16 protein-coding genes are annotated in these 23131 nt (G+C 61.3%); 8 read left to right on the forward strand and 8 right to left on the reverse strand.

Annotation, left to right across the window (positions count from 1 at the left end; translation table 11 throughout):
* Positions 1-33: 33 nt before the first annotated feature.
* The 3 genes from OVA07_RS04245 to OVA07_RS04255 form a co-directional block, all read right to left on the reverse strand.
* Positions 34-564, reverse strand: a complete 531-nt coding sequence (locus OVA07_RS04245) for an ExbD/TolR family protein (protein WP_268170226.1) — start codon at positions 562-564, stop codon at positions 34-36.
* Positions 565-684: 120 nt separating this feature from the next.
* On the reverse strand, positions 685-1434 hold the full coding sequence (locus tag OVA07_RS04250; RefSeq protein WP_268170227.1) for a MotA/TolQ/ExbB proton channel family protein: 750 nt from the start codon (positions 1432-1434) through the stop codon (positions 685-687).
* A gap of 106 nt (positions 1435-1540) precedes the next feature.
* Positions 1541-2203 carry an energy transducer TonB gene (locus OVA07_RS04255; protein ID WP_268170228.1) on the reverse strand — a complete coding sequence of 221 codons (663 nt, stop codon included), beginning with the start codon at positions 2201-2203 and terminating at the stop codon, positions 1541-1543.
* A 347-nt stretch (positions 2204-2550) separates the two neighbouring features.
* On the opposite strand from OVA07_RS04255, the gene OVA07_RS04260 reads away from it, so the two are divergent.
* Positions 2551-3441, forward strand: a complete 891-nt coding sequence (locus OVA07_RS04260; RefSeq protein WP_268170229.1) for a hypothetical protein — start codon at positions 2551-2553, stop codon at positions 3439-3441.
* A 91-nt stretch (positions 3442-3532) separates the two neighbouring features.
* Positions 3533-4840 carry a homoserine dehydrogenase gene (locus OVA07_RS04265; protein ID WP_268170230.1) on the forward strand — a complete coding sequence of 436 codons (1308 nt, stop codon included), beginning with the start codon at positions 3533-3535 and terminating at the stop codon, positions 4838-4840.
* An 18-nt stretch (positions 4841-4858) separates the two neighbouring features.
* Here OVA07_RS04265 and OVA07_RS04270 read toward each other — a convergent pair whose 3' ends face one another.
* A complete protein-coding gene (locus OVA07_RS04270; protein WP_268170231.1) occupies positions 4859-5332 on the reverse strand; it encodes a hypothetical protein in 474 nt (157 codons plus the stop codon).
* Between the two features lie 234 nt (positions 5333-5566).
* Between OVA07_RS04270 and glpX the strand changes: the two genes are divergently transcribed.
* Positions 5567-6559: a class II fructose-bisphosphatase gene (gene glpX / locus OVA07_RS04275; protein WP_268170232.1), complete on the forward strand. Its 993-nt coding sequence runs from the start codon at positions 5567-5569 to the stop codon at positions 6557-6559.
* A 290-nt stretch (positions 6560-6849) separates the two neighbouring features.
* Here the strand turns inward: glpX and OVA07_RS04280 are convergent, their stop codons facing one another.
* The 3 genes from OVA07_RS04280 to rpoB all read right to left on the reverse strand — a co-directional run bounded on the left by OVA07_RS04280 (position 6850) and on the right by rpoB (position 17385).
* The gene (locus OVA07_RS04280; RefSeq protein WP_268170233.1) at positions 6850-8652 is read right to left on the reverse strand and encodes a methyl-accepting chemotaxis protein; all 1803 of its coding nucleotides are present in this window, start codon (positions 8650-8652) and stop codon (positions 6850-6852) included.
* Between the two features lie 186 nt (positions 8653-8838).
* Positions 8839-13134, reverse strand: coding sequence for a DNA-directed RNA polymerase subunit beta' (rpoC, locus tag OVA07_RS04285; RefSeq protein WP_268170234.1), 4296 nt, complete (start codon positions 13132-13134; stop codon positions 8839-8841).
* A 90-nt stretch (positions 13135-13224) separates the two neighbouring features.
* Entirely contained in the window at positions 13225-17385 is a 4161-nt protein-coding gene (rpoB, locus tag OVA07_RS04290; protein WP_268170235.1) for a DNA-directed RNA polymerase subunit beta, read from the reverse strand.
* Between the two features lie 605 nt (positions 17386-17990).
* Here rpoB and rplJ point away from each other — a divergent pair.
* Together rplJ and rplL are read left to right on the forward strand one after the other, a co-directional pair.
* Positions 17991-18503 carry a 50S ribosomal protein L10 gene (gene rplJ, locus OVA07_RS04295; protein WP_268170236.1) on the forward strand — a complete coding sequence of 171 codons (513 nt, stop codon included), beginning with the start codon at positions 17991-17993 and terminating at the stop codon, positions 18501-18503.
* Positions 18504-18575: 72 nt separating this feature from the next.
* On the forward strand, positions 18576-18947 hold the full coding sequence (gene rplL, locus OVA07_RS04300) for a 50S ribosomal protein L7/L12 (protein ID WP_268170237.1): 372 nt from the start codon (positions 18576-18578) through the stop codon (positions 18945-18947).
* Between the two features lie 87 nt (positions 18948-19034).
* Here rplL and OVA07_RS04305 read toward each other — a convergent pair whose 3' ends face one another.
* Entirely contained in the window at positions 19035-19463 is a 429-nt protein-coding gene (locus tag OVA07_RS04305) for a c-type cytochrome (protein ID WP_268170238.1), read from the reverse strand.
* Between the two features lie 134 nt (positions 19464-19597).
* Between OVA07_RS04305 and OVA07_RS04310 the strand changes: the two genes are divergently transcribed.
* The 3 genes from OVA07_RS04310 to groL all read left to right on the forward strand — a co-directional run bounded on the left by OVA07_RS04310 (position 19598) and on the right by groL (position 23104).
* A complete protein-coding gene (locus OVA07_RS04310; protein ID WP_268170239.1) occupies positions 19598-20974 on the forward strand; it encodes an MATE family efflux transporter in 1377 nt (458 codons plus the stop codon).
* A gap of 149 nt (positions 20975-21123) precedes the next feature.
* Entirely contained in the window at positions 21124-21411 is a 288-nt protein-coding gene (gene groES, locus OVA07_RS04315) for a co-chaperone GroES (protein WP_268170240.1), read from the forward strand.
* Positions 21412-21460: 49 nt separating this feature from the next.
* Positions 21461-23104: a chaperonin GroEL gene (gene groL, locus OVA07_RS04320; protein WP_268170241.1), complete on the forward strand. Its 1644-nt coding sequence runs from the start codon at positions 21461-21463 to the stop codon at positions 23102-23104.
* Positions 23105-23131 lie beyond the last annotated feature (27 nt).

Genomic DNA, 23131 nt, shown 5'->3' on the forward strand with positions numbered 1-23131 from the left:
GGGGCAGCCTGCCCCTTCGTTTTCGGACCGGCCTTAGCCGTTGGGGTCAACCGGGGTGGAGATGAAGCCGACCTTGGGATAACCCGCCGTCTGGACGTTATAGATCGCACCAGCGATGCACTTCCAGGGGACGTTCACGTCGCCACGAATGTGCACTTCGGGGATCTTTTCCGGGTCCATATTCTCGGCGCCGCCTTCACGCTTCACAATCGAATCGAGACGATTGAAAGCCTGCTGGTACAGCTCCTGGTTGTCCACCGGGCTGGTGTTGTTGAAATAGACGCGGCACTGGCCAGTGCGCGACGAACCCTCATATCCGGGTTCCTTCGGGCTGCGGCCCGCGGCGTCGGTCGAAACAACCGAAAGCATCAGGTTTTCGACCTTGTCCTGCGATTCCTCGCTGGGAAGGACCGGAACCTTGAGCTTTTCGATAGTCTGGATCGCGACCGGCACCGCGATGAGGAAGATAATCAGCAGCACCAGCATCACGTCCACGAGCGGCGTGGTGTTGATGTCCGACATCGGGCGTTCTTGACCGCCAGCGCCGCCTACAGACATTGCCATGGGTTACATCCTATCCGTTCTGAGCCGCGGGAGGTGCCGGAGTGTTCCGAAAGAACATCTCCGGCGAAGACCCGCGTTTCCGGAAAGGGGCCAGCGGCGAACCGCTAGCCCGGTTCAGGCTTACTTCTTGACCGGAGCGGCCGGGGTTGCAGGAGCCGCCGGGGTGGCGGGCTTCACAGCGCCCTTCGAGGTGATGTTCGCAAGAACGTCGGTCGAGAAGCCCGACAGCAGTTCAGCGATCTTCTTGTTGCGTGCCTGCAGCCAGTTGTAGGCAAGCACGGCCGGAACGGCGACCAGCAGACCAAGTGCGGTCATGATGAGCGCTTCACCAACCGGACCAGCAACCTTGTCGATCGAAGCCGAACCGGCCAGACCGATGTTGATGAGTGCGCGGTAGATGCCGACCACGGTACCGAACAGACCGATGAACGGCGAAGTTGCGCCCACGGTTGCCAGGAACGGCAGACCGCCAGCAAGCTTCGAGTTCACCGAAGCTTCCGAGCGAGCGAGCGAGCCGTGCAGCCAGTCGTGCGCTTCGAGAGCGTCGGTCATCTTGGCGTGCTGGTCTTCAGCTGCGATGCCGTCATCGACGAGCTGGCGCCATGCCGAGTTCTTGTCGAGCTTGGCAGCGCCTTCCTTGAGGCTCGGAGCCTTCCAGAAGGTCGAGCGGATGGTCTTGTACTGGCTGAGGATCTTGTTCTGTTCGAAGAACTTCGTGAACAGAATGAAGAACGAGCCAAACGACATGATGCCGAGGATCACGACGGTAGCATAAGCGATGAAACCGCCCTGCTCCAGCGCTTCGGCGAAACCGAACTTGTTCTGCGGCGCGGCGTTGGCGGCCGCAGCGGCAAGCGAGTAGATGGACATGCGAGTCTTCCTCTCAAATCAAATCAAAGTGCGTGAAAGCCAGTCGGCTGAGAGACCGGGGGCTTTCGGGTCCGTGCCGTCCGACCAAGTCATTCTTTGAAGGACATCAGTCCTTCGGAATGACCCAGCGGATCGAGTTCGAGTATGCGCCCGTGGTCGGGTTGCCTTCGCCATCGGTTGCAGGCGCAAAGCGTGCACGACGACGGACGTTGGCGCAGGTAGCCTCGTCAAGATCGGGGCTGCCGGAAGATCTTGTGATCTGGCAGTCCGTAACCTTGCCGTCGGTACCAACAGTGACACGGAAACCCGTGGTGCCTTCACGCTCTTCGCGAAGCGCACGCGAGGGGTAGTCGTTAGACGTCGCCCAGTTGCCAGGATTACCCTTTGGCGCAGCGGCCTTGGGAGTAAACCGCGGCGGCGGCGGCGCTGCAGGCGGCGCAGGAAGAGCAACCGGTGCCGGCGGTGCCGGAATCGGGGGCGCTTCATTAACCGTCTGCACCTGAGGTGCTGGCGCGTTAAAGCTGATCGGCGGCGGAGGCGCGACGATCGGCGGGGGCGGCGTGTCATCCTTCGGAGGAGGCGGCGGAGGCGGTTCCTCCGGCGGCTTCTCTTCCTCGATGTTGACCGCCGAGGTCACCTCTTTCACCTTCTGAATCGCCGAATACGCCAGCCCTGAAACCAGCGCATAGCCGACGACGACATGAAGGATCGCAACGATGATGAGCGCGGTGATCTTGTTACCGCTCATCTGTTGGTCAGCGTATGCCATTCAGCTCCAATACTCCTGATCGCCCACCCGGGCCTGGAGCACGCGCAATACGGCCCTGACCAAGGTGGTGCCATCGCGCAGGATCACCGTCCCACCCGAAGGCCAATCCAGCAAATTTCAATCCACCCTGCCGGCAACCCGGTCCGCCGACATCGAACGCAGGCGTCCGGCGGCGGCAAGCGTCGGGCTGCTTGTTTTTGGATTGCCCGAACGGGCGCATCTTTAACGGCGAAGCCAAACGCGCGCAAATGCTTTATCCGTTAACGCTCGATTCATGGTTGCATTGCCTCAAATTGGCGGAAAACGCAGGAGCGCGGCCCCGTCAAAAGGTCGCCGGAGATAGAAATATGAAGCTTTTTACCGGGCAACGCGCCCTTGCCGCACTGGCCTTTATCACCATTTCGGGGGGATTCGCCGCCAGTGCGCCGCTGGCCCAGCAACCGCTGATTCGCGCCGTTGGCAGCGATGTCAGTAACGACAATGCCGCTTTGACATATGCTGACCTTGCCAGTCTTGCAGATGCTTCGGATGTGGTTATGCGCGCGCAGGTGCGCAAAGCCAGCCGGCTTAAACCCGAACAGGCGCCGGGCGTGGCGCCGGGCATGGCGCGGATGCTGATCGAGGCCCGGACGCAGGCCGTCCTTGCTGGCCCTGCACTGGGTGAAACGGTGCGCTATCTGGCCGATGTGCCACTTGACGCCAAAGGCAAACCGCCGCGCCTGAACAAGACCATCTCCCTGCTGTTCGCCCGCATAGTATCGGGCCGCCCCGGTGAGCTGAGTTTGGTGGACGCAGGCGCGCACCTGCCATGGTCTGTCGAAACCGAAAGCCGCACCCGCGCAATTCTGACCGAAATGCTTTCAACCGAAGCTGCGCCTCGTATCGTGCGCGTGCGCGAAGTGCTGTTCGTTCCCGGCAACCTGGCGGGTGAAGGTGAGACGCAGGTATTCCTGCAGACCGAAACTGGAGAACCGGTTTCGCTGTCGGTGATCCGCCGCCCGGGCGTGCCGCGCACGTGGGGCGTCAGCCTTTCCGAAATCGTCGATCAGGCATCACGCCCACCCGAACCGGGCACACTGACCTGGTATCGCCTTGCCTGCAGCCTGCCACCATCCATGCCAGCGGGAGTCAGCCTTTCAGGCAGTGCAGATGACGTGCGCGCAGCAGCCGCTGATTATGCATATGTGGTCGGCCAGTTGGGCGAATGCACGCGAACCCGCCCGGCGGTGACGCGCTGACCGATGCTGTGCCAGCACACGCTTGCCCCCGGCCCTCGCCTCCCCTAAGGCCCGGCCCACAAAATCCAGCACAGTTGCAGACGGGATAGACATGACCGAACCTTTGCGCATCGCGCTTGCCGGGCTTGGCACGGTTGGCGGCGGCGTTATCCGCCTGATCGAAGCCAATGCCGATCTGATCGCACGCCGCGCAGGCCGCCCCATCGTGATTACCACGGTCAGCGCACGCAACCGGGGCAAGGATCGCGGTTTCGACGTCTCGCGCTATGCCTGGGAAGACGACATGGTGATTCTGGGCGAACGCCCGGACGTGGATGTGGTGGTCGAACTGGTCGGCGGTGCCGATGGACCGGCTCTGGCACTGGCACGCACCACGTTTGAAGCGGGCAAGGCGCTGGTCACGGCCAACAAGGCGATGATCGCGCACCACGGCATCGAACTGGCGGGCAAGGCCGAAGCGGCCAAAGTGGCGCTGAAGTTCGAAGCGGCTGTGGCCGGCGGCATTCCGGTCATCAAGGGGTTGAAGGAAGGTGTCGCGGCGAACGAGATTGCCCGCGTCTATGGCATCCTCAACGGCACCTGCAATTACATTCTGTCGACCATGGAAGACACCGGACGCGATTTTGCCGATGTGCTGGCCGAGGCGCAGGCCAAGGGTTATGCGGAATCCGACCCGACGTTCGACATCGACGGCATCGATGCCGCGCACAAGCTGGCGATCCTGTCTTCCATCGCATTCGGCACGGCGATTGATTTCAAGCCGGTTGCCGCCACCGGCATCCGCCGCGTGCTGGCCGCCGATATCGCACAGGCCGATACGCTGGGCTATTACATCCGCCTGATCGGTATGGCCGAAACTGAACTGGACGCACAGGGCAACCGCCGGCTGTTCCAGCGGGTGCATCCGCATCTGGTCCACCGCGATCACCCACTGGCCCATGTCGATGGCGCCACCAATGCGGTGGTGGCCGAAGGCAACTTCGTTGGTCGCTTGCTGTTTCAGGGCGCAGGCGCAGGCGACGGGCCGACCGCGAGCGCCGTGGTGGCCGATCTGATCGACATTGCGCGGGGCGATATCGGCGCCCCGTTCTCGATCCCTGTGGCCGAACTTGACCATGCCGCACCCGCCGACACCGGGCATCGCACCGGCAAAGCCTATATCCGCTTCAACGTGGCAGATCGGCCGGGGGTGCTGGCCGAAATCACCGCCGCCATGCGCGATGCGGGCGTTTCGATCGAAAGCCTGATCCAGAAGGGCGGACAGGACGATACCCGCGTGATGGTCGCCATGGTCACCCACGAAGGACCGGAAAGCGCGATTGCCGAAGCGCTGCGCCTGCTTGACGGTTCGCCCGTGCTGGCCGACCCGCCGCTGGTGATGCACATTCTGGGCGAGTGATTGCAAATCCCCGCGCGATCAGGGCGCGGGGATTTCTCCCTTGGCGATGCGATCTGCGTCCGACCCCGGCGGCGGGGCGGGCAATGCCTTGATATCGAAGTAATACATCTGCGGCGGCACACCGCCCAGACCGATGCAGCCACGGCTGCAATCGCGCAGACCGGACACGTTCGGCGCGCGCGGCACACCGGTATCGGTGGATTTTGCCCCATCGATTTCATCGCGCAGCGGAATGCGCTCCTTGTCGCTGGCTTCCTTGCCGCCACACACAACGATCGTCCCATCGGAACGCTGCATCGGGCGGCAGCGTTCGGCCTGCGATCCGCTGAGAAGCCGTTGCGCAACCGAAGCATCGTCCTGAACGGTGCTGCCGGCCGGAGCCGCCGGTCCCTGCACGGGAGCCGATCCCGTGCCCGTTTGCTGCGCTGCAATGGGTGCAGCGCCGAAAAGAAGCGCAAAGGCGGCCAGAACTGCTACTCTTCGTCTCGACAAGACCCATCCCTCGCGTCTAGTGCCTAGGTCACACCAACGTCATTTGTGCCACGCAATATCCATAGCGTGACCCCATGATGTTTACGCATACGTTTGCACAGTCCGTGCAGCGCGTCGACCCGGCTGTGCCGCGCCGATCCTGCATCCCGGCTGAACATGCCCGAATTGATACTGCCTAATAGATTGCCGCCGACCAACTCGATACCCTCAGCCTGCTACCATCAGGGAGCCAACGTGACCGACAAGCCCACCATCCCCGCCGCATCCCAGGTTCTTGACCGCGTTCTGGTGCTGGAAATGGTCCGCGTGACCGAAGCCGCCGCCATCGGTGCCGCCAAGCTGATCGGGCGAGGCGACGAAAAGGCCGCCGACGCTGCTGCGGTCGAAGCCATGCGCGCCGCTTTCAACGAACTCTACATGGACGGCACCGTCGTCATCGGTGAAGGCGAACGCGACGAGGCGCCGATGCTTTACATCGGAGAAAAGGTCGGCGCGGCCCCCGGCAAGGGACCGAAGATCGACATTGCGCTCGACCCGCTGGAAGGCACCACCATTACCGCCAAGGCCGGGCCGAACGCCCTCGCCGTGCTGGCGGTGGCCGAAGAAGGTGGCCTGCTGAACGCGCCGGACGTCTATATGGACAAGCTGGCGGTTGGCCCCGGCTATCCTGACGGCATCATCGATCTGGACAAATCGCCTTCTGACAACGTCCGTGCGGTGGCTGCGGCCAAGGGCGTGGAACCGGGCGATATCATCGTCTGTGTGCTGGACCGTCCGCGCCACAACGATCTGATTGACGAACTGCGCGCACTGGGTTGCGGCATCAGCCTGATCCCCGATGGCGACGTCGCAGGCGTGATTGCGGTAACCGACGAAGACACCGGCATCGACATGTATATGGGCACTGGCGGCGCCCCCGAAGGCGTGCTGGCTGCCGCTGCGCTGCGCTGTGTCGGCGGGCAGTTCAAGGGCCGCTTGCTGTTCCGCAACGAAGACGAACGCGCCCGCGCCCGCAAGTGGGGCATCGAAGATCTGAACAAGCAGTACGACCTGATCGAACTGGCCAAGGGCGATTGCATCTTTGCCGCAACCGGCGTGACGGACGGATCGCTGCTGGACGGCGTCAAAGTCCACAAGAACGGCACGATGACCACCGAAAGCGTGGTCATGCGCGCATCGTCGGGCACCGTGCGCTGGGTCAAGGGCGAACACCGCAAGGGCCGCTGAACGCAGCCATTGCAGTAACTACAAAGGCCCGGCCACCCTTCCCAGGTGCGCCGGGCCTTCTGTCATACGCTGTGCGCTCATACCAACCTGCAGTGATCCCGACCTATGAGGACGGTTTCTGGCGGTTCTCGGCAAGAAGCGTCCGAAGGGATGTATGGTTCGTTATACCGAGGGCACGCCGCAGTCCGAGGGCTGCCTGTTCCCGCTCGCTGTCATCGTCACTGCGGCTGCTCCTAGCCAGCATACGGGATCAGACAAACCTCATAGGTCGGGATCACTGCAGGTTGGTATTATCCTGCCGCCAGTGCGACTCTGACCGGTGGCATCTCATAGTCGCCCGCAGACTGCCTGCGCATTGCGTCAGGCGATGCAGCGTGGGCAGGGCGACAGGCAAGATCGCGGGTGCGGAACGACGTCACCAGTTCGGTCAGCACTTCGGCCTCCTGCGCCAGACTGTGTGTGGCAGCTGACGATTCCTCGACCATCGCAGCGTTCGCTTGCGTCATCCGGTCCATGTCAGCCACGGCCACATTCACCTGCTGCAACTGCTGCGCCTGACGGCCTGCCGTGGCGGCAATCTGGTCGATCAGCGCATCGATTCCGGCAACCTGATCGACAATCCCGGTCAGCTTTTCGCCCGTTGCCCCCACCAGCGCCACGCCCTGTTCCACTTGCGCAGTGCTGGTCAGGATCAGATCCTTGATGTTCGAGGCAGCTTCGGCAGAGCGCTGCGCCAATGCGCGCACTTCGGTGGCCACAACCGCAAAACCTTTGCCCGCATCACCTGCCCGCGCCGCTTCCACACCCGCGTTCAGAGCCAGCAGATTGGTCTGGAAGGCGATGCCGTCGATCACCGAAATGATCTTTCCGATCTCCTGCGCTGACGCTTCTATGGCGGCCATCGCCTGCACCGCGCGCTGCACAACCTCACCGCCCTCGCTTGCCTCGTGGTGGGCGCTGGCAATCGTATCGCGCGCGCGCAGCGCACCGGCGGCCGTTTGCTGCACGCTGCCGGTCACCGCATTCATCGCCGATGCCGTATCAGCAAGACTGGCAGCCTGTTGTTCATTGCGGTGGGCCAGATCGTCACTGGCGGCGCGAATCTCGGTAATGGCGCTCATCACGCCGGTTGCGCCTACACGCACCGTGCGCATCGCCTGCGCCAGCGCATCCACGGCCGAATTGTAGTCCTGCCGCAGTTCGTCGTAGCCTTCAGGAAAGGTCTGATCGATGCGGAATTCCAAATCCTTGCCCGCCATGCGCTCCAACCCGGCGGACAGCGCCGCCACCACCGTGCGCTGATCGGCTGCGGCACGTTCACGGGCAAGGCCGTTCGACCTGAACACGGCCATTGCGCGGGCCATCATGCCCATTTCGTCAGACCGTTCCGTCCCGGTGATATCGCAATCATATTGCCCGTCGGCCATGCGCTCCATCAGGTGGGCGATTTCTACCAGCGGATCGACCACCTGTACGCCGATCCGTCGCCCGGCCACATGCACGGCTGTCAGAATTGCCGCCGCCATCAATACGAAAGCTGCCATTGCGATGCCGACCAGCGTATGGGCACCCTCCATCAGATCAGCCCGGTAGGCACCTGATTGTTCGACCAGAGCGGCCACTGCGGCATGCTGCTTTTCATAAGCAGGCACCAGCTCGGATGCGTGAATCTGGCGCATCGCAGCAATATCTCCGCGCGCAAGCGCCGGATTGAACTGTGTATCCACTGCCGCCCAGAACTGGTCTGCTGCGCCAATGGTTACGTTCACCTGCCCACGCAAGCTGTCGGGCACCGAAGCCTGCGCCCAATAGGCCTTGCGCTGTTCAAACAGTGCGCGTTGTTCGCGCAGGGCCTTTATCGCAGCCGGGCCATGTGCCGGGTCTTCAATGGCCCATGTCGCGTGGAGATAAGGTTCCACCACAAACGCGGGCGGGGGCAGGATATCTGCCAGCAATTCGTCTTGCAGCAGATTTTCGCGATGGAGCGGCCCACCAAAGCGGATGTAGGCAATTGCGACAGCGGCCAACACTATGGCTATCACCACCATGGCCATGACAAGCCGGGCGCCGCGTTTGGTCTGGTCCTTAATCATCGGTCAGCACTCTGCAGGCGTGAAGAACTGCATCGTGGATAGGGCCTTACAGTTAATGCCATTAACTCGGCGGCACTGCGGCAATTGCGGAATTGCACAACAGTATTTGGCAATAAAAGAAAACCCCCACCGGATCGCTCCGGCGGGGGTCAATTCTCTACGCGACTTTACAAAAAGCGCTGAGGATCAATCCTCGGTGCCTTCGTTGTCAGAAGCGATCAGGTAATCACCCGCATCGGCATCAGTACCGTGGGTTTCACCTTCGACCGCCGCCAGCGGATCATTGCCGATGGCGGCTTCCGGTCCTTGGGCCAGTTCCGCAGCATGCTCTTCGGCAGCCGTCGCAGGTGCGATCAGCGATTCCTGAAGCTTGCGATAGGAAGCGCGCAGCGCCGCATCGCGCGACGTTGCTGCAACACGCATACGGTTCATGCCGGCACCCGTGCCTGCCGGGATCAGCCGCCCGACGATCACGTTTTCCTTCAGGCCGATCAGCGAGTCCTTCTTCCCTTCAACCGCCGCCTGCGTCAGCACGCGGGTGGTTTCCTGGAACGACGCAGCCGAGATGAACGAGCGGGTCTGGAGCGACGCCTTGGTGATGCCCAGCAGCACCGGCTTGCCTTCAGCCGGAACCTGCCCTGCTTCCAGCTTGCCGTTCACTTCCAGCATTTCTTCCAGATCGACCTGTTCGCCCGGCAGCAGGGTGGTGTCGCCACCAGCGGTAATTTCAACCTTCTGCAGCATCTGGCGAACGATCACCTCGATGTGCTTGTCGTTGATCTTCACGCCCTGCAAGCGATAGACTTCCTGAATTTCCGCAACGAGGTATTCGGCCAGAGCCTCAACGCCCATCACTTCCAGAATGTCATGCGGATCAGGCGAACCGGAAATCAGGTTATCGCCCTTCTTGACGTAGTCGCCTTCCTGCACGTCGATCACGCGGCTCTTGGGCACCAGATACTCAACCGGTTCACCCTCTTCCGGGATGATCGCGATCTTGCGCTTGGCCTTGTAGTCACGCACGAATTCGATGCGCCCTGCAATCTTGGCGATGATCGAATTGTCCTTCGGCTTGCGGGCTTCGAACAGTTCGGCCACGCGCGGCAGACCGCCGGTGATGTCACGGGTCTTGGCGGCTTCACGCGACGCACGAGCAAGAATTTCACCCGCTTCAACCCGCTGGCCATCTTCAACCGAAAGCGTGGTGCCCACGGCCAGCAGATAGCGGGCCGCTTCACCCGAATCGTCATCGAGAAGAGTCAGGCGCGGACGCAGGTCTTCCTTCTTGCTGCGATTGATCGAGCGGTTTTCGGTGATGACACGGCTCGACATGCCGGTGGCTTCGTCGGTCTGTTCGGTCAGAGTCTTGCCGTCGACAAGATCCTGATAGCGCACGATACCCGGCTTTTCGGTGATGACCGGGGTGGTGAACGGATCCCACTCGGCCAGACGATCGCCCTGCGAAACGGTTGCACCGTTCTCATGGATAAGGTGCGTACCGTAAGGAACACGGTGGATCGCGCGTTCACGACCATCGGTATCCATCAGCACGATTTCGCCGTTACGGGCCAGCGACAGACGACGGTTACGCTTGTCGGTGATCGTCGGGATATCGCGGTAAACCACGGTACCATCGCTGATCGCTTCAAGGTGCGACTGTTCGTTGACCTGCGCCGCACCACCGATGTGGAAGGTACGCATGGTAAGCTGCGTGCCCGGTTCACCGATCGACTGCGCGGCGATAACGCCCACAGCTTCACCGATGTTGACCGGGGTACCGCGCGCCAGATCGCGACCATAGCACTTACCGCACACACCCTGCGTCGCTTCGCAAACCAGTGGCGAGCGGATGCGCGCCGACTGGACACCGGCTGCTTCGATCCGCGCGATGGCGGGTTCGTCCAGCAGGTCACCCTTCGAGGCAATCACTTCGCCGGTCTTGGCTTCGATCATGTCCTCGGCCAGCGTGCGGCCCAGAATGCGTTCACCCAGCGAGGCGATGGTCGCACCGCCCTGAACGATCGCGCGCATTTCCAGCGCGCGTTCGGTACCGCAGTCTTCCTCGATCACGACGCAATCCTGCGACACGTCGACCAGACGGCGGGTCAGATACCCTGAGTTTGCCGTCTTGAGCGCGGTGTCGGCCAGACCCTTACGGGCGCCGTGGGTCGAGTTGAAGTATTCAAGAACGGTCAGACCTTCCTTGAAGTTCGAGATGATCGGCGTTTCGATGATCTCGCCCGAAGGCTTGGCCATCAGACCGCGCATACCAGCCAGCTGCTTCATCTGGGCCGGGGAGCCACGCGCGCCGGAGTGCGACATCATGTAGATGGCGTTGATCGGCTTCTGGCGGCCCGTTTCCGGATCGATGGGCGAAGACTTCAGCTCTTCCATCATGGCGTTCGCCACCTGGTCGCCGCAACGGCTCCAGGCGTCGATCACCTTGTTGTACTTTTCCTGCTGGGTAATCAGACCGTCCTGATACTGTTGCTCGTAATCGGCAACCAGTTCCTTGGTTTCGGCAACCAGCGCATCCTTGCTGTCCGGGATAATCATGTCATCCTTGCCGAACGAAATGCCGGCCTTGAATGCATGGCGGAAGCCCAGCGACATGATCGCATCGGCGAACAGCACGGTGTCCTTCTGGCCCGTGTGACGATAGACCTCGTCGATCACGTCGCCCACGTCCTTCTTGGTCAACAGACGGTTGACCACGTCGAACGGAACCTTGTGGTTCTTGGGAAGGCATTCACCGATCAGCATGCGGCCCGGCGTCGTTTCAAAACGCTTGAGGTACTGCTTGCCGTTTTCGTCGGTCTGCGGAACGCGGGCGATGATCTTAGAATGCAGCGTTACCGCCTTGCATTCCAGCGCCTGATGCACTTCGGCCATGTCGGCCAGCATCATGCCTTCGCCAGGTTCTCCTGCGCGATCCATCGACAGATAATAGATGCCCAGCACCATGTCCTGCGACGGAACGATGATCGGCTTGCCATTGGCAGGCGACAGGATGTTGTTGGTCGACATCATCAACACGCGCGCTTCAAGCTGGGCTTCCAGCGAAAGCGGGACGTGGACGGCCATCTGGTCACCGTCGAAGTCAGCGTTGAAGGCCGAGCAGACCAGCGGGTGAAGCTGGATCGCCTTGCCCTCGATCAGCACGGGTTCGAACGCCTGAATGCCAAGACGGTGCAGCGTCGGCGCCCGGTTCAGCATGACCGGGTGTTCGCGGATCACTTCGTCCAGGATGTCCCAGACTTCCTTACGTTCCTTTTCGACCCACTTCTTGGCCTGCTTCAGAGTCATCGACAGACCCTTGGCATCAAGACGCGCGTAGATGAACGGCTTGAACAATTCGAGCGCCATCTTCTTGGGCAGACCGCACTGGTGCAGCTTCAGTTCCGGGCCGGTCACGATGACCGAACGGCCCGAATAGTCGACGCGCTTGCCCAGAAGGTTCTGGCGGAAGCGGCCCTGCTTGCCCTTGAGCATGTCGGACAGCGACTTGAGCGGACGCTTGTTGGCGCCGGTGATAACGCGGCCACGACGGCCGTTGTCGAACAGCGCGTCAACCGCTTCCTGCAGCATGCGCTTTTCGTTGCGGACGATGATGTCCGGCGCACGCAGTTCGATCAGGCGCTTCAGGCGGTTGTTGCGGTTGATAACGCGGCGATAGAGGTCGTTCAGGTCAGACGTGGCAAAGCGCCCACCGTCGAGCGGCACCAGCGGGCGCAGTTCGGGCGGAATGACCGGTACGACGTCAAGGATCATCCATTCGGGACGGTTGCCCGAATCGATGAACGATTCCACGACCTTGAGGCGCTTGATGATCTTCTTGGGCTTGAGTTCGGACTTGGTGGTCCGCAGCTCTTCCATCAGATCATCACGCTCCTGAACCAGATCGAGGTTCATCAGCATGTGCTTGACCGCTTCTGCACCGATGCCGGCCGAGAAGGCGTCTTCGCCATATTCGTCCTGCGCGTCGAGCAGTTCGTCTTCGGTCAGAAGCTGATAGGGTTCCAGCGGGGTCAGGCCCGGCTCGGTCACCACATAGCTTTCGAAGTACAGAATGCGCTCCAGCTGCTTGAGCTGCATGTCGAGCAGCAGGCCGATGCGCGACGGCAGCGACTTGAGGAACCAGATGTGCGCGACAGGCGCTGCCAGTTCGATGTGGCCCATGCGTTCGCGGCGCACCTTGGTCACGGTCACTTCGACGCCGCACTTTTCGCAGACGACGCCCTTGTACTTCATACGCTTGTACTTGCCGCACAGGCACTCGTAATCCTTCACAGGACCGAAGATGCGCGCGCAAAACAGGCCATCACGCTCAGGCTTGAACGTGCGGTAGTTGATGGTTTCGGGCTTCTTGATCTCACCGAAAGACCACGAACGGATGCGTTCGGGGGACGCCAGACCGATCTGGATCTGGTCGAAAGTTTCGGGCTTGGCGATCTGGTTGGTGAATTTGGTCAGGTCGTTCATTTTGTGCCGTTCCCTTGCCCCTCATCGAGGCGTTGGACGTAAAATCTCTGGCGAAGGGCCGGGCGGTGGCAGAGCCACCGCCCGATATCCTTACTCTGCCGCCTGCGCGAAATCGTCATCGTCGGTGTTGTCCAGCGACGACAGTTCGACGTTGAGGCCGAGCGAGCGCATTTCCTTGACGAGCACGTTGAAGCTTTCAGGAATGCCGGCTTCGAAGGTGTCGTCGCCCTTGACGATCGCTTCGTAAACCTTGGTGCGGCCGACCACGTCATCCGACTTCACCGTCAGCATTTCCTGCAGCGTATAGGCTGCGCCATAGGCCTGAAGCGCCCAGACCTCCATTTCCCCGAAGCGCTGGCCACCGAACTGCGCCTTACCACCCAGCGGCTGCTGCGTGACAAGCGAGTACGGCCCGATGGAACGTGCGTGGATCTTGTCGTCGACAAGGTGGTGCAGCTTGAGCACATACTTCATGCCCACGGTGACCTTGCGGTCAAATGCGTCACCGGTGCGACCGTCGAACAGCGTCACCTGGCCCGATTCATCGAGGCCCGCCAGACGCAGCATGTCAGTCACGTCCTTTTCCACCGCGCCATCGAACACCGGCGAGCCCATCGGCACGCCTGCACGGACAGACTGGGCGAAATCCACGATCTGCGCATCACTGCGCTCGTCGATCTCGGCGGTGTAGTTGTCGCCGTAGATTTCCTTGAGCAGTTCGCGCACCGCTTCCGGCGGTTGACCTGCTTCGGGATTCGGGTTGGCTTCGCGCCATGCATCCAGAGCATTGCCGATGCGCTTGCCCAGACCGCGCGCGGCCCAGCCAAGGTGGGTTTCGAAGATCTGCCCGACGTTCATGCGCGAAGGCACGCCTAGCGGGTTGAGCACGAAGTCGACCGGCGTGCCGTCTTCAAGGAACGGCATGTCTTCCTGCGGCAGGATGCGGCTGATGATGCCCTTGTTGCCGTGACGGCCGGCCATCTTGTCGCCCGGCTGCAGCTTGCGCTTCACCGCCACGAACACCTTGACCATCTTGAGCACGCCGGGCGCCAGTTCGTCACCGCGTTCCAGCTTTTCCTTGCGGTCTTCGAACTTCTCCTGGATCGCCTTGACGCTTACGTCATACTGGCCCTTGACCGCTTCAAGCTGTGCCTGGCGCGCATCGTCGGCCACCGCGAACTTCCACCATTCATGGCGTTCGACATCGGCGAGAACCTGCTCGTCAATCTCGACACCCTTCTTGATGCCCTTGGGCGCCGCAGCCGAGATCTGACCCAGCAGCATGTCGCGCAGACGATTGAAGGTGGCGCGGTTGAGGATGGCCCGTTCGTCTTCGCGGTCCTTGGCGAGGCGTTCGATTTCCTCGTTCTGGATCGCGCGGGTACGGTCATCGATTTCGATGCCGTGACGGTTGAACACGCGCACATCCACGATGGTGCCAGCAACGCCCGGCGGCAGACGAAGCGACGTGTCACGTACATCGCTGGCCTTTTCACCAAAGATTGCGCGCAGCAGCTTTTCTTCCGGCGTCATCGGCGATTCACCCTTGGGGGTGATCTTGCCGACAAGGATATCACCGGGGTGAACTTCCGCGCCGATATAGACGATGCCCGCTTCGTCGAGGTTGCGCAGGGCTTCCTCGCCGACATTCGGGATATCGCGGGTGATGTCTTCTGGCCCGAGCTTGGTGTCACGAGCCATGACTTCGAATTCTTCAATGTGGATCGAGGTGAACACGTCGTCTTTGACGATGCGTTCCGAGATCAGGATCGAGTCTTCGTAGTTGTAGCCGTTCCAGGGCATGAACGCGACGAGCACGTTACGGCCCAGCGCCAGTTCACCGAATTCGGTCGAAGGACCGTCAGCAATGATGTCGCCCTTTTCGATCAGATCGCCCACCTTCACCAGCGGGCGCTGGTTGATGCAGGTCGACTGGTTGGAACGCTCGAACTTCTGCAGACGATAAATGTCGACGCCCGACTGGCCGGGTTCGATATCGCCGCTGGCGCGGATCACGATACGGGTTGCGTCAACCTGATCGACCACACCCGAACGCAGCGCCGAAATGGCGGCGCCCGAATCGCGCGCGACGGTTTCTTCCATGCCGGTACCGACGAAAGGCGCATCGGCCTTTACCAGCGGCACGGCCTGACGCTGCATGTTCGAACCCATGAGCGCGCGGTTGGCGTCGTCGTTTTCCAGGAACGGAATGAGCGAAGCGGCAACCGAAACGAGCTGCTTTGGCGAAACGTCCATCAGCGTGACGGTATCGCGCGGGGCCATCACGAATTCGCCGTTCTGACGGGCGGACACGAGCTCTTCCACGAACGAGCCATCAGCATTGGTTTCAGCCGAAGCCTGCGCCACCGTGTGCTTCTGTTCTTCCATGGCCGAAAGATAGATCACATCGCGCGTGACCTTGCCGTCGATGACCTTGCGATACGGCGTTTCGATGAAGCCGTACTTGTTGACGCGGGCGAAGGTCGACAGCGAGTTGATAAGACCGATGTTCGGGCCTTCCGGCGTTTCAATCGGGCAGATGCGGCCATAGTGCGTGGGGTGAACGTCGCGCACTTCGAAGCCTGCACGTTCACGGGTAAGACCGCCCGGCCCAAGTGCCGAAACACGGCGCTTGTGGGTCACTTCGGACAGCGGGTTGGTCTGGTCCATGAACTGCGAAAGCTGCGAGGAGCCGAAGAATTCGCGCACTGCGGCAACCGCAGGCTTGGCGTTGATGAGGTCGTTCGGCATGACCGTCGACACATCGACCGACGACATGCGCTCCTTGACCGCGCGCTCCATGCGCAGCAGGCCAACGCGGTACTGGTTTTCGAGCAATTCGCCCACCGAACGCACGCGACGGTTGCCGAGGTTGTCGATGTCATCGACTTCGCCCTTGCCGTCCTTCAGGTTCACCAGTTCCTTGACCACGGCGAGAATATCTTCGCTGCGCAGGGTGGTTACCGTGTCTTCGCAATCAAGGCCAAGACGCATGTTCAGCTTGACGCGACCCACGGCCGAAAGGTCATAGCGGTCGCCATCGAAGAACAGGCCATCGAACAGCGCTTCGGCTGTTTCGCGCGTCGGCGGTTCACCAGGGCGCATCACGCGATAGATATCGGCAAGCGCATGGTCGCGATCCGGGGCCTTGTCGGCCTTCAGCGTGTTGCGGATCCACGGGCCAGTCGAAATGTGATCGACGTCGAGCAGTTCGAGACGATCAATCCCGGCCTTGTCGAGCAGTTCGAGGTTTTCCGGCGACACTTCATCGCCCGATTCGATCCAGATGCGACCGGTCGATTCATCGATCAGGTCACGCGCCGAATAGCGGCCGAAGATTTCTTCGGTCGGGATGAGCAGTTCTTCCAGACCGTCCTTGAACGCCTTGTTGGCGGCACGAGGCGAAATCTTCTGGCCTGCCGGGAAGATAACTTCGCCAGACTTGGCATCAACGATGTCAAACTGGGGCTTCGAACCGCGCCACTGCTCGAGCACGAAGGGAACCTTCCAGCCACCTTCGGCACGTGCCCAAGTGACGGTTTCATAGAAGAAATCGAGGATTTCTTCATCGCCCAGACCCAGCGCATGCAGCAGCGCGGTGACCGGCAGCTTGCGCTTGCGGTCGATACGGACGTTGACGATGTCCTTGGCGTCGAATTCGAAATCGAGCCACGAACCACGGTAAGGAATCACGCGGGCGGCAAACAAGTACTTGCCCGACGAGTGCGTCTTGCCGCGGTCATGATCGAACAGAACGCCCGGCGAGCGATGCATCTGCGACACGATCACGCGCTCGGTACCGTTGATGAAGAAGGTGCCGTTGTCGGTCATGAGCGGGATATCGCCCATGTAAACGTCCTGCTCCTTGATATCGATGAGGCTCTTGGTTTCCGTCTCGGCGTCCACTTCGAACGTGGCGAGCTTGAGCGTCACCTTCATCGGCGCAGCATACGTGATGCCGCGCTGACGGCATTCGTTCACGTCATACTTGGGCGCCTCGAGGACGTAACCGTCGCGCTCCTTGATATCGAGGCTAGCGGTGCCGGCGAAGTCCTGGATCGGAAAAACCGAACGCAGGGTCTTTTCAAGCCCCGAAACATAACCGGTCGACGGATCGGAGCGGAGGAACTGCTCGTACGATTCGCGCTGAACTTCGATCAGGTTCGGCATCTGCACGACTTCGTGGATGTCCCCGAAGATCTTGCGGATGCGCTTCTTGACGCCAGAACGGCTGGGCGACTTGGTAGCCATAAAGGTTACGTGCCTCTTCACTGTAAACGGCCGGAAAACCGGCGGAAATCTTGCCATGCGCGACGATGGCGCCACCAAACAGGAAAAGGCCGCATAGCGCACGAACTCCCGTTAAAGGAAGCCATGGCCCGCAGCCTTTTGCGTCAGATGGATATCCCTGTGCTTCCTTCCGTGGCCATCCCCCGCGCATGGGAAGGCCTTGCTCGAAACACCGGGCAGAGCACAACCTATAGGCACCGTGTCCGGCAAAGTCAAAGGCTGCCGTCCCTGAACTGATCCTTAGATATCCGAGAGACCCTAAAGCCTAAAGACCCGAAAGGTTGACTTGCGTGCCAGAATCAGCCAATGGCCCACCCGACTGGCTGGCCGCATGGCCCGTCGCTCATCCGTCCGAGACCGTTGGTGCAGGTTTGCCTGCTTAATTTCCAGCATAGGCGGGGAAAAGAGTTTCTGGCCTCATGCTCCCGATTGTGGACCGTGGTGCCACCTGCGCTTTACAGCGCACCTCCTTCCCTTGTCACGGACTCGCCGGTGGTCTTCGGGCCATCGACAAACGTAGCCGACTGCACGGGTTTCCCGTGCGGTCACATGTGAAGGAGTTAGGCATGGATCGTTCGCAGAAAGCCGATTCGGTCGCCTTCCTGAACGGCGTCTTCAACGAGGCCGGCGCGGTGGTCATCACCCGCAACCTCGGCATGTCGGTGGCACAGTCCACCGCCCTGCGCACGAAGATCCGTGAAGCGGGCGCGACTTACAAGGTTGCGAAGAACAGTCTTGCCAAGCTTGCCGTCGCGGGCACCGATTACGAAGGTCTGGGTGATTTCTTCACCGGTCCTACCGCAATCGCGGCGTCCGCCGATCCGGTTGCTGCCGCCAAGGCAGTGGTCGAGTTCGCCAAGACCACCGACAAGATTGAAATCGTCGGCGGTGCAATGGGTTCGCAGGTTCTCAACGAAGCCGGCGTCAAGGCACTTGCCTCGATGCCCAGCCTCGACGAACTGCGCGGCACGCTCATCGGCCTCATCCAGGCTCCGGCCACGAAGATCGCCCAGCTCACGACTGCTCCGGCAGCCAAGCTGGCCCGCGTCTTCGGCGCCTACGCCAAGGAAGCCGCATAAGACTGTCCGTTCGATTTCCGCCTGCCGCGCCATTCGGGCGTGCGGGCACCACAAGATCAGGAGTGAAATACCATGGCTGACATCGCCAAGCTCGTTGAAGAACTTTCGAAGCTGACCGTCCTCGAAGCCGCTGACCTCGCCAAGGCGCTTGAAGAAGCATGGGGCGTTTCGGCTGCTGCTGCTGTTGCTGTTGCCGCGGCTCCTGCCGCTGCTGCTGAAGCCGCTGAAGAAAAGACCGAATTTGACGTGATCCTCACCGGCGACGGTGGCAAGAAGATCCAGGTCATCAAGGAAGTCCGCGCAATCACCTCGCTCGGCCTGACCGAAGCCAAGGCGCTGGTTGAATCGGCTCCGAAGGCTATCAAGGAAGGCGTGTCGAAGGCTGAAGCCGAAGACATCAAGAAGAAGATCGAAGAAGCCGGCGGCACCGTCGAAATCAAGTAATCTTCTTCCGGCTTGCCGGATCGAGTTACAGGAAAGGGCGGCTCCTTGCGGGGCCGCCCTTTTCATATGCCCGTGTTGATAAGCGACTTACTTCAGCGACTTGATATATTCGATCAGCTCCTTGCGCTTGGCGGCATCCGGCTGGCCAGCGTAAGTCATCTTGGTGCCCGGAACCTTCTTCATCGGCCCGGCCAGATATTCGTCCAGCGTCGCCTCGTCCCAGGTCAGGCCCGACGCCTTCATCGCCGGGCTGAAATTGAACCCGGCCACTTCGCCAGCCTTGGTGCCGAAAACACCGAACAGGCTGGGGCCAACCATGTTCTTGCCCTTTTCCGGCGAATGGCACGATTTACACATCGCAAACACCGCCGGGGTGGCAGCGGCGCTGGTCGTGCTGGTTGCAGGTGCATCAGCAGGAGTTGTATTTTCAGCCGATTCATCGGTTTTCGCACCGCTACAGGCGGCAAGGCTGCCCGCAAGCGCGGCAGTGACGGCAATATGCAGGATACGGCGCATAAGACTGACCCTTTCAACTTTTCGGATCGCCACCTGCGCTTCGCCCCCCAATGGAACGAGGCGCGCGACAAGCCTATCCGGCAGGCGACGACTCTTCTTTCCTTGGGATCGCAAGCGCCCTAGGGCAGCGTGGCATGTTTGAAAAGCCGCCCCTCCACTGGTCCACCGAATTGCGTGCCATGCTGCGCCTTGCCGCACCGATGGTGGGCGCAAACCTGTTGCAGATGGCCGTATTCGCGGTTGACGTCGTGTTCGTTGCCCGGCTTGGGCCAGTAGCTTTGGCGGCATCGTCGCTGTCGGTATCGCTGTTCGGCCTGCTGGTGTGGAGTCTTTCTGGCCTTGTCGGCGGGGCTGCGCCGCTGATTGCTGCCGAACTTGGCCGCCGTCGCCATGCCGTGCGCGAAGTCCGCCGCACGGTGCGCATGGCAGGCTGGGCCGGCGTGCTCGCATCACTGCTGGCCATGGGCGTATGCCTGCTGGGTGAGCCGCTGATGCGTGTGACCGGGCAGCAGGAAAACGTGATCGTGCTGGCGGTGCCGTTCCTGAACGTGCTGATGTGGGCCGCCATTCCGTCAACCGTCGCAGCCCTGCTGCGCACGTTTGTCGCCGCGATGGGCCGCCCGACCATTGGCACCGCAATCACCGGCATGGCAGTGCTGGTCAATGCGCTGGGCAACTGGCTGTTTGTGTTCGGCAATCTTGGCGCACCCGAAATGGGCCTTACCGGGTCCGCGATTTCCAGCGTGGTGACGACTTGCGCCATGGTACTGGCCTATGTCGTGGTCATCCGCACCGATCGCCGTTTGCGGCGCTATCGCCTGCTGGGCCGCTGGTGGAAGGCCGAGTGGACGCGCTTTGCCGATGTTTTGCGCATCGGCTTGCCGATCACCGGCACAATTCTGGCCGAAGCGGGCATGTTCAATGGCGCGGCGTTCGTGATGGGCCGCATCGGCGAAGTGGAGCTGGCTGCGCATACCGTGGCGTTGCAATTTGCCGCCATCGCCTTTCAGGTGCCGTTCGGTGTGGCGCAGGCTGCGACGATCCGCGTCGGCATGGCCTTCGGTGCAGGCGACAGCGGAGCAATTGCACGGTCGGGCCGGGTGGCGGTGGTGCTGGGAATCGGCTTCATGGCCGTGACAGCAGGCACCATGCTGCTGTTTCCCCGCGCGATCCTGCGCCTTTATATCGATCCTGACGCGCCGCAGAACGCCGCAATGGTGGTGCTGGCAATACAATACATGGCAGTCGCTGCTGCGTTCCAGTTATTTGACGGGGCGCAAGCCGTTGGCGCGGCACTGCTGCGCGGATTGCAGGATACCCGCGTGCCGATGGGCTTTGCGTTGTTCGGTTACTGGGTGCCGGGCATGGGCACCGCCATCGGCCTTGGGTTGTTTTCCCCGCTGGGCGGTCTTGGCGTGTGGATCGGGTTGATGGTCGGACTGGTCGTCGTTGCCAGCCTGATGCTGTGGCGGTGGAAGAACCGTGCAAGGCTTGGCCTGCTGCCTATGTGATCGGCCTTGAAATTCGGTCATCATGGCGAAAAGAATCTGCGCCACACCCATTGACGCTCCACAGAGGTCGTCCCATATCCCGCCCGCTGGCACTCTCTGCACGAGAGTGCCAAGGCCCATTTTTTAGACATGGAAGAGGGAAAACACCCATGACTTTCCGTCCGCTGCACGATCGCGTGCTTGTGCGCCGCGTCGAAGCCGAGGAAAAGACTGCCGGCGGGATCATCATCCCCGACAGCGCCAAGGAAAAGCCCGCTGAAGGCGAAATCGTTGCCACCGGCACCGGCGCGCGCGCCGAAAACGGCACGATCACGCCGCTCGACGTCAAGGTTGGCGATCGCGTGCTGTTTGGCAAGTGGTCCGGCACCGAAGTCAAGGTCGATGGCGAAGACCTGCTCATCATGAAGGAATCGGACATTCTTGGCGTGATCGGCTGATCGCTCCTGCTGTCCTGAACGCAATTCAAAATATTCAAAGGAAAACAACATGGCTGCCAAGGACGTAAAGTTCGGCCGTGACGCCCGCGAACGCATTCTGCGCGGCGTCGATATTCTCGCTGATGCCGTGAAGGTTACCCTCGGTCCCAAGGGCCGTAACGTGGTGATCGACAAGAGCTTCGGCGCGCCCCGCATCACCAAGGACGGTGTTTCGGTCGCCAAGGAAATCGAACTCAAGGACAAGTTCGAAAACATGGGCGCCCAGATGCTGCGCGAAGTGGCCTCGAAGGCCAACGACGCAGCCGGTGACGGTACCACCACTGCCACGGTTCTGGCGCAGGCGATCGTTCGTGAAGGCATGACGGCAGTTGCTGCCGGCATGAACCCGATGGACCTGAAGCGCGGCATCGACATTGCAGTCGGCAAGGTTGTCGAAAACCTCAAGGCCCGTTCGACCCCGGTTTCGGGTTCGTCGGAAATTGCCCAGGTTGGCATCATCTCGGCCAATGGCGACATCGAAGTCGGCCAGAAGATCGCCGAAGCGATGGAAAAGGTCGGCAAGGAAGGCGTCATCACCGTGGAAGAGGCCAAGGGCCTCGAATTCGAACTCGATGTCGTTGAAGGCATGCAGTTCGACCGCGGCTACCTGTCGCCCTACTTCATCACCAACCCGGAAAAGATGACGGTCGAACTCGAAAACCCGTACATCCTGATCCACGAGAAGAAGCTGTCGTCGCTGCAGGCGATGCTGCCGATCCTCGAAGCGGTTGTGCAGTCGGGGCGTCCGCTGCTCATCATCGCCGAAGACATCGAAGGCGAAGCACTGGCGACCCTGGTCGTCAACAAGCTGCGCGGTGGCCTGAAGATCGCTGCCGTCAAGGCACCGGGCTTTGGTGACCGTCGCAAGGCGATGCTGGGCGATATCGCCACGCTGACCGCTGGCGAAATGATCTCCGAAGACCTCGGCATCAAGCTCGAAACCGTTACGCTCGCCATGCTAGGTCAGGCCAAGAAGGTCACGATCGACAAGGACAACACCACGATCGTCGACGGTGCCGGTTCGGCTGACGAAATCAAGGGCCGTGTCGACCAGATCCGCGCCCAGATCGAAGTCACCACCAGCGACTACGACCGTGAAAAGCTGCAGGAACGTCTGGCCAAGCTGGCTGGCGGCGTTGCCGTCATCAAGGTTGGCGGCGCGACCGAAGTCGAAGTGAAGGAACGCAAGGACCGCGTTGATGACGCGCTCCACGCAACCCGCGCTGCGGTTGAAGAAGGCATCGTTCCCGGTGGCGGTACTGCTCTGCTTTATGCCACCAAGGCTCTTGAAGGCCTCAAGGGCGCCAACGATGACCAGACCAAGGGCATCGACATCGTGCGTCGCGCGATCCAGACGCCGCTTCGCCAGATCGCTGCGAACGCCGGCCATGACGGTGCCGTCGTTGCAGGCAACCTGCTGCGTGAAAACGACGAAAATCAGGGCTTCAACGCCTCGACCGACGTTTACGAAAACCTGAAGGCTGCTGGCGTGATCGACCCGACCAAGGTCGTTCGCACCGCGCTGCAGGATGCAGCTTCGGTTTCGGGCCTGCTCATCACCACGGAAGCGGCGATCAGCGAACGTCCGGACGACAAGCCCGCAATGCCCCCGATGGGTGGCGGCATGGGCGGCATGGGTGGCATGGACTTCTAAGTCCACGTCAGCTTTTGCTGAACGGGA

The organism is Novosphingobium sp. SL115, from assembly GCF_026672515.1.
Lineage (GTDB): Bacteria > Pseudomonadota > Alphaproteobacteria > Sphingomonadales > Sphingomonadaceae > Novosphingobium.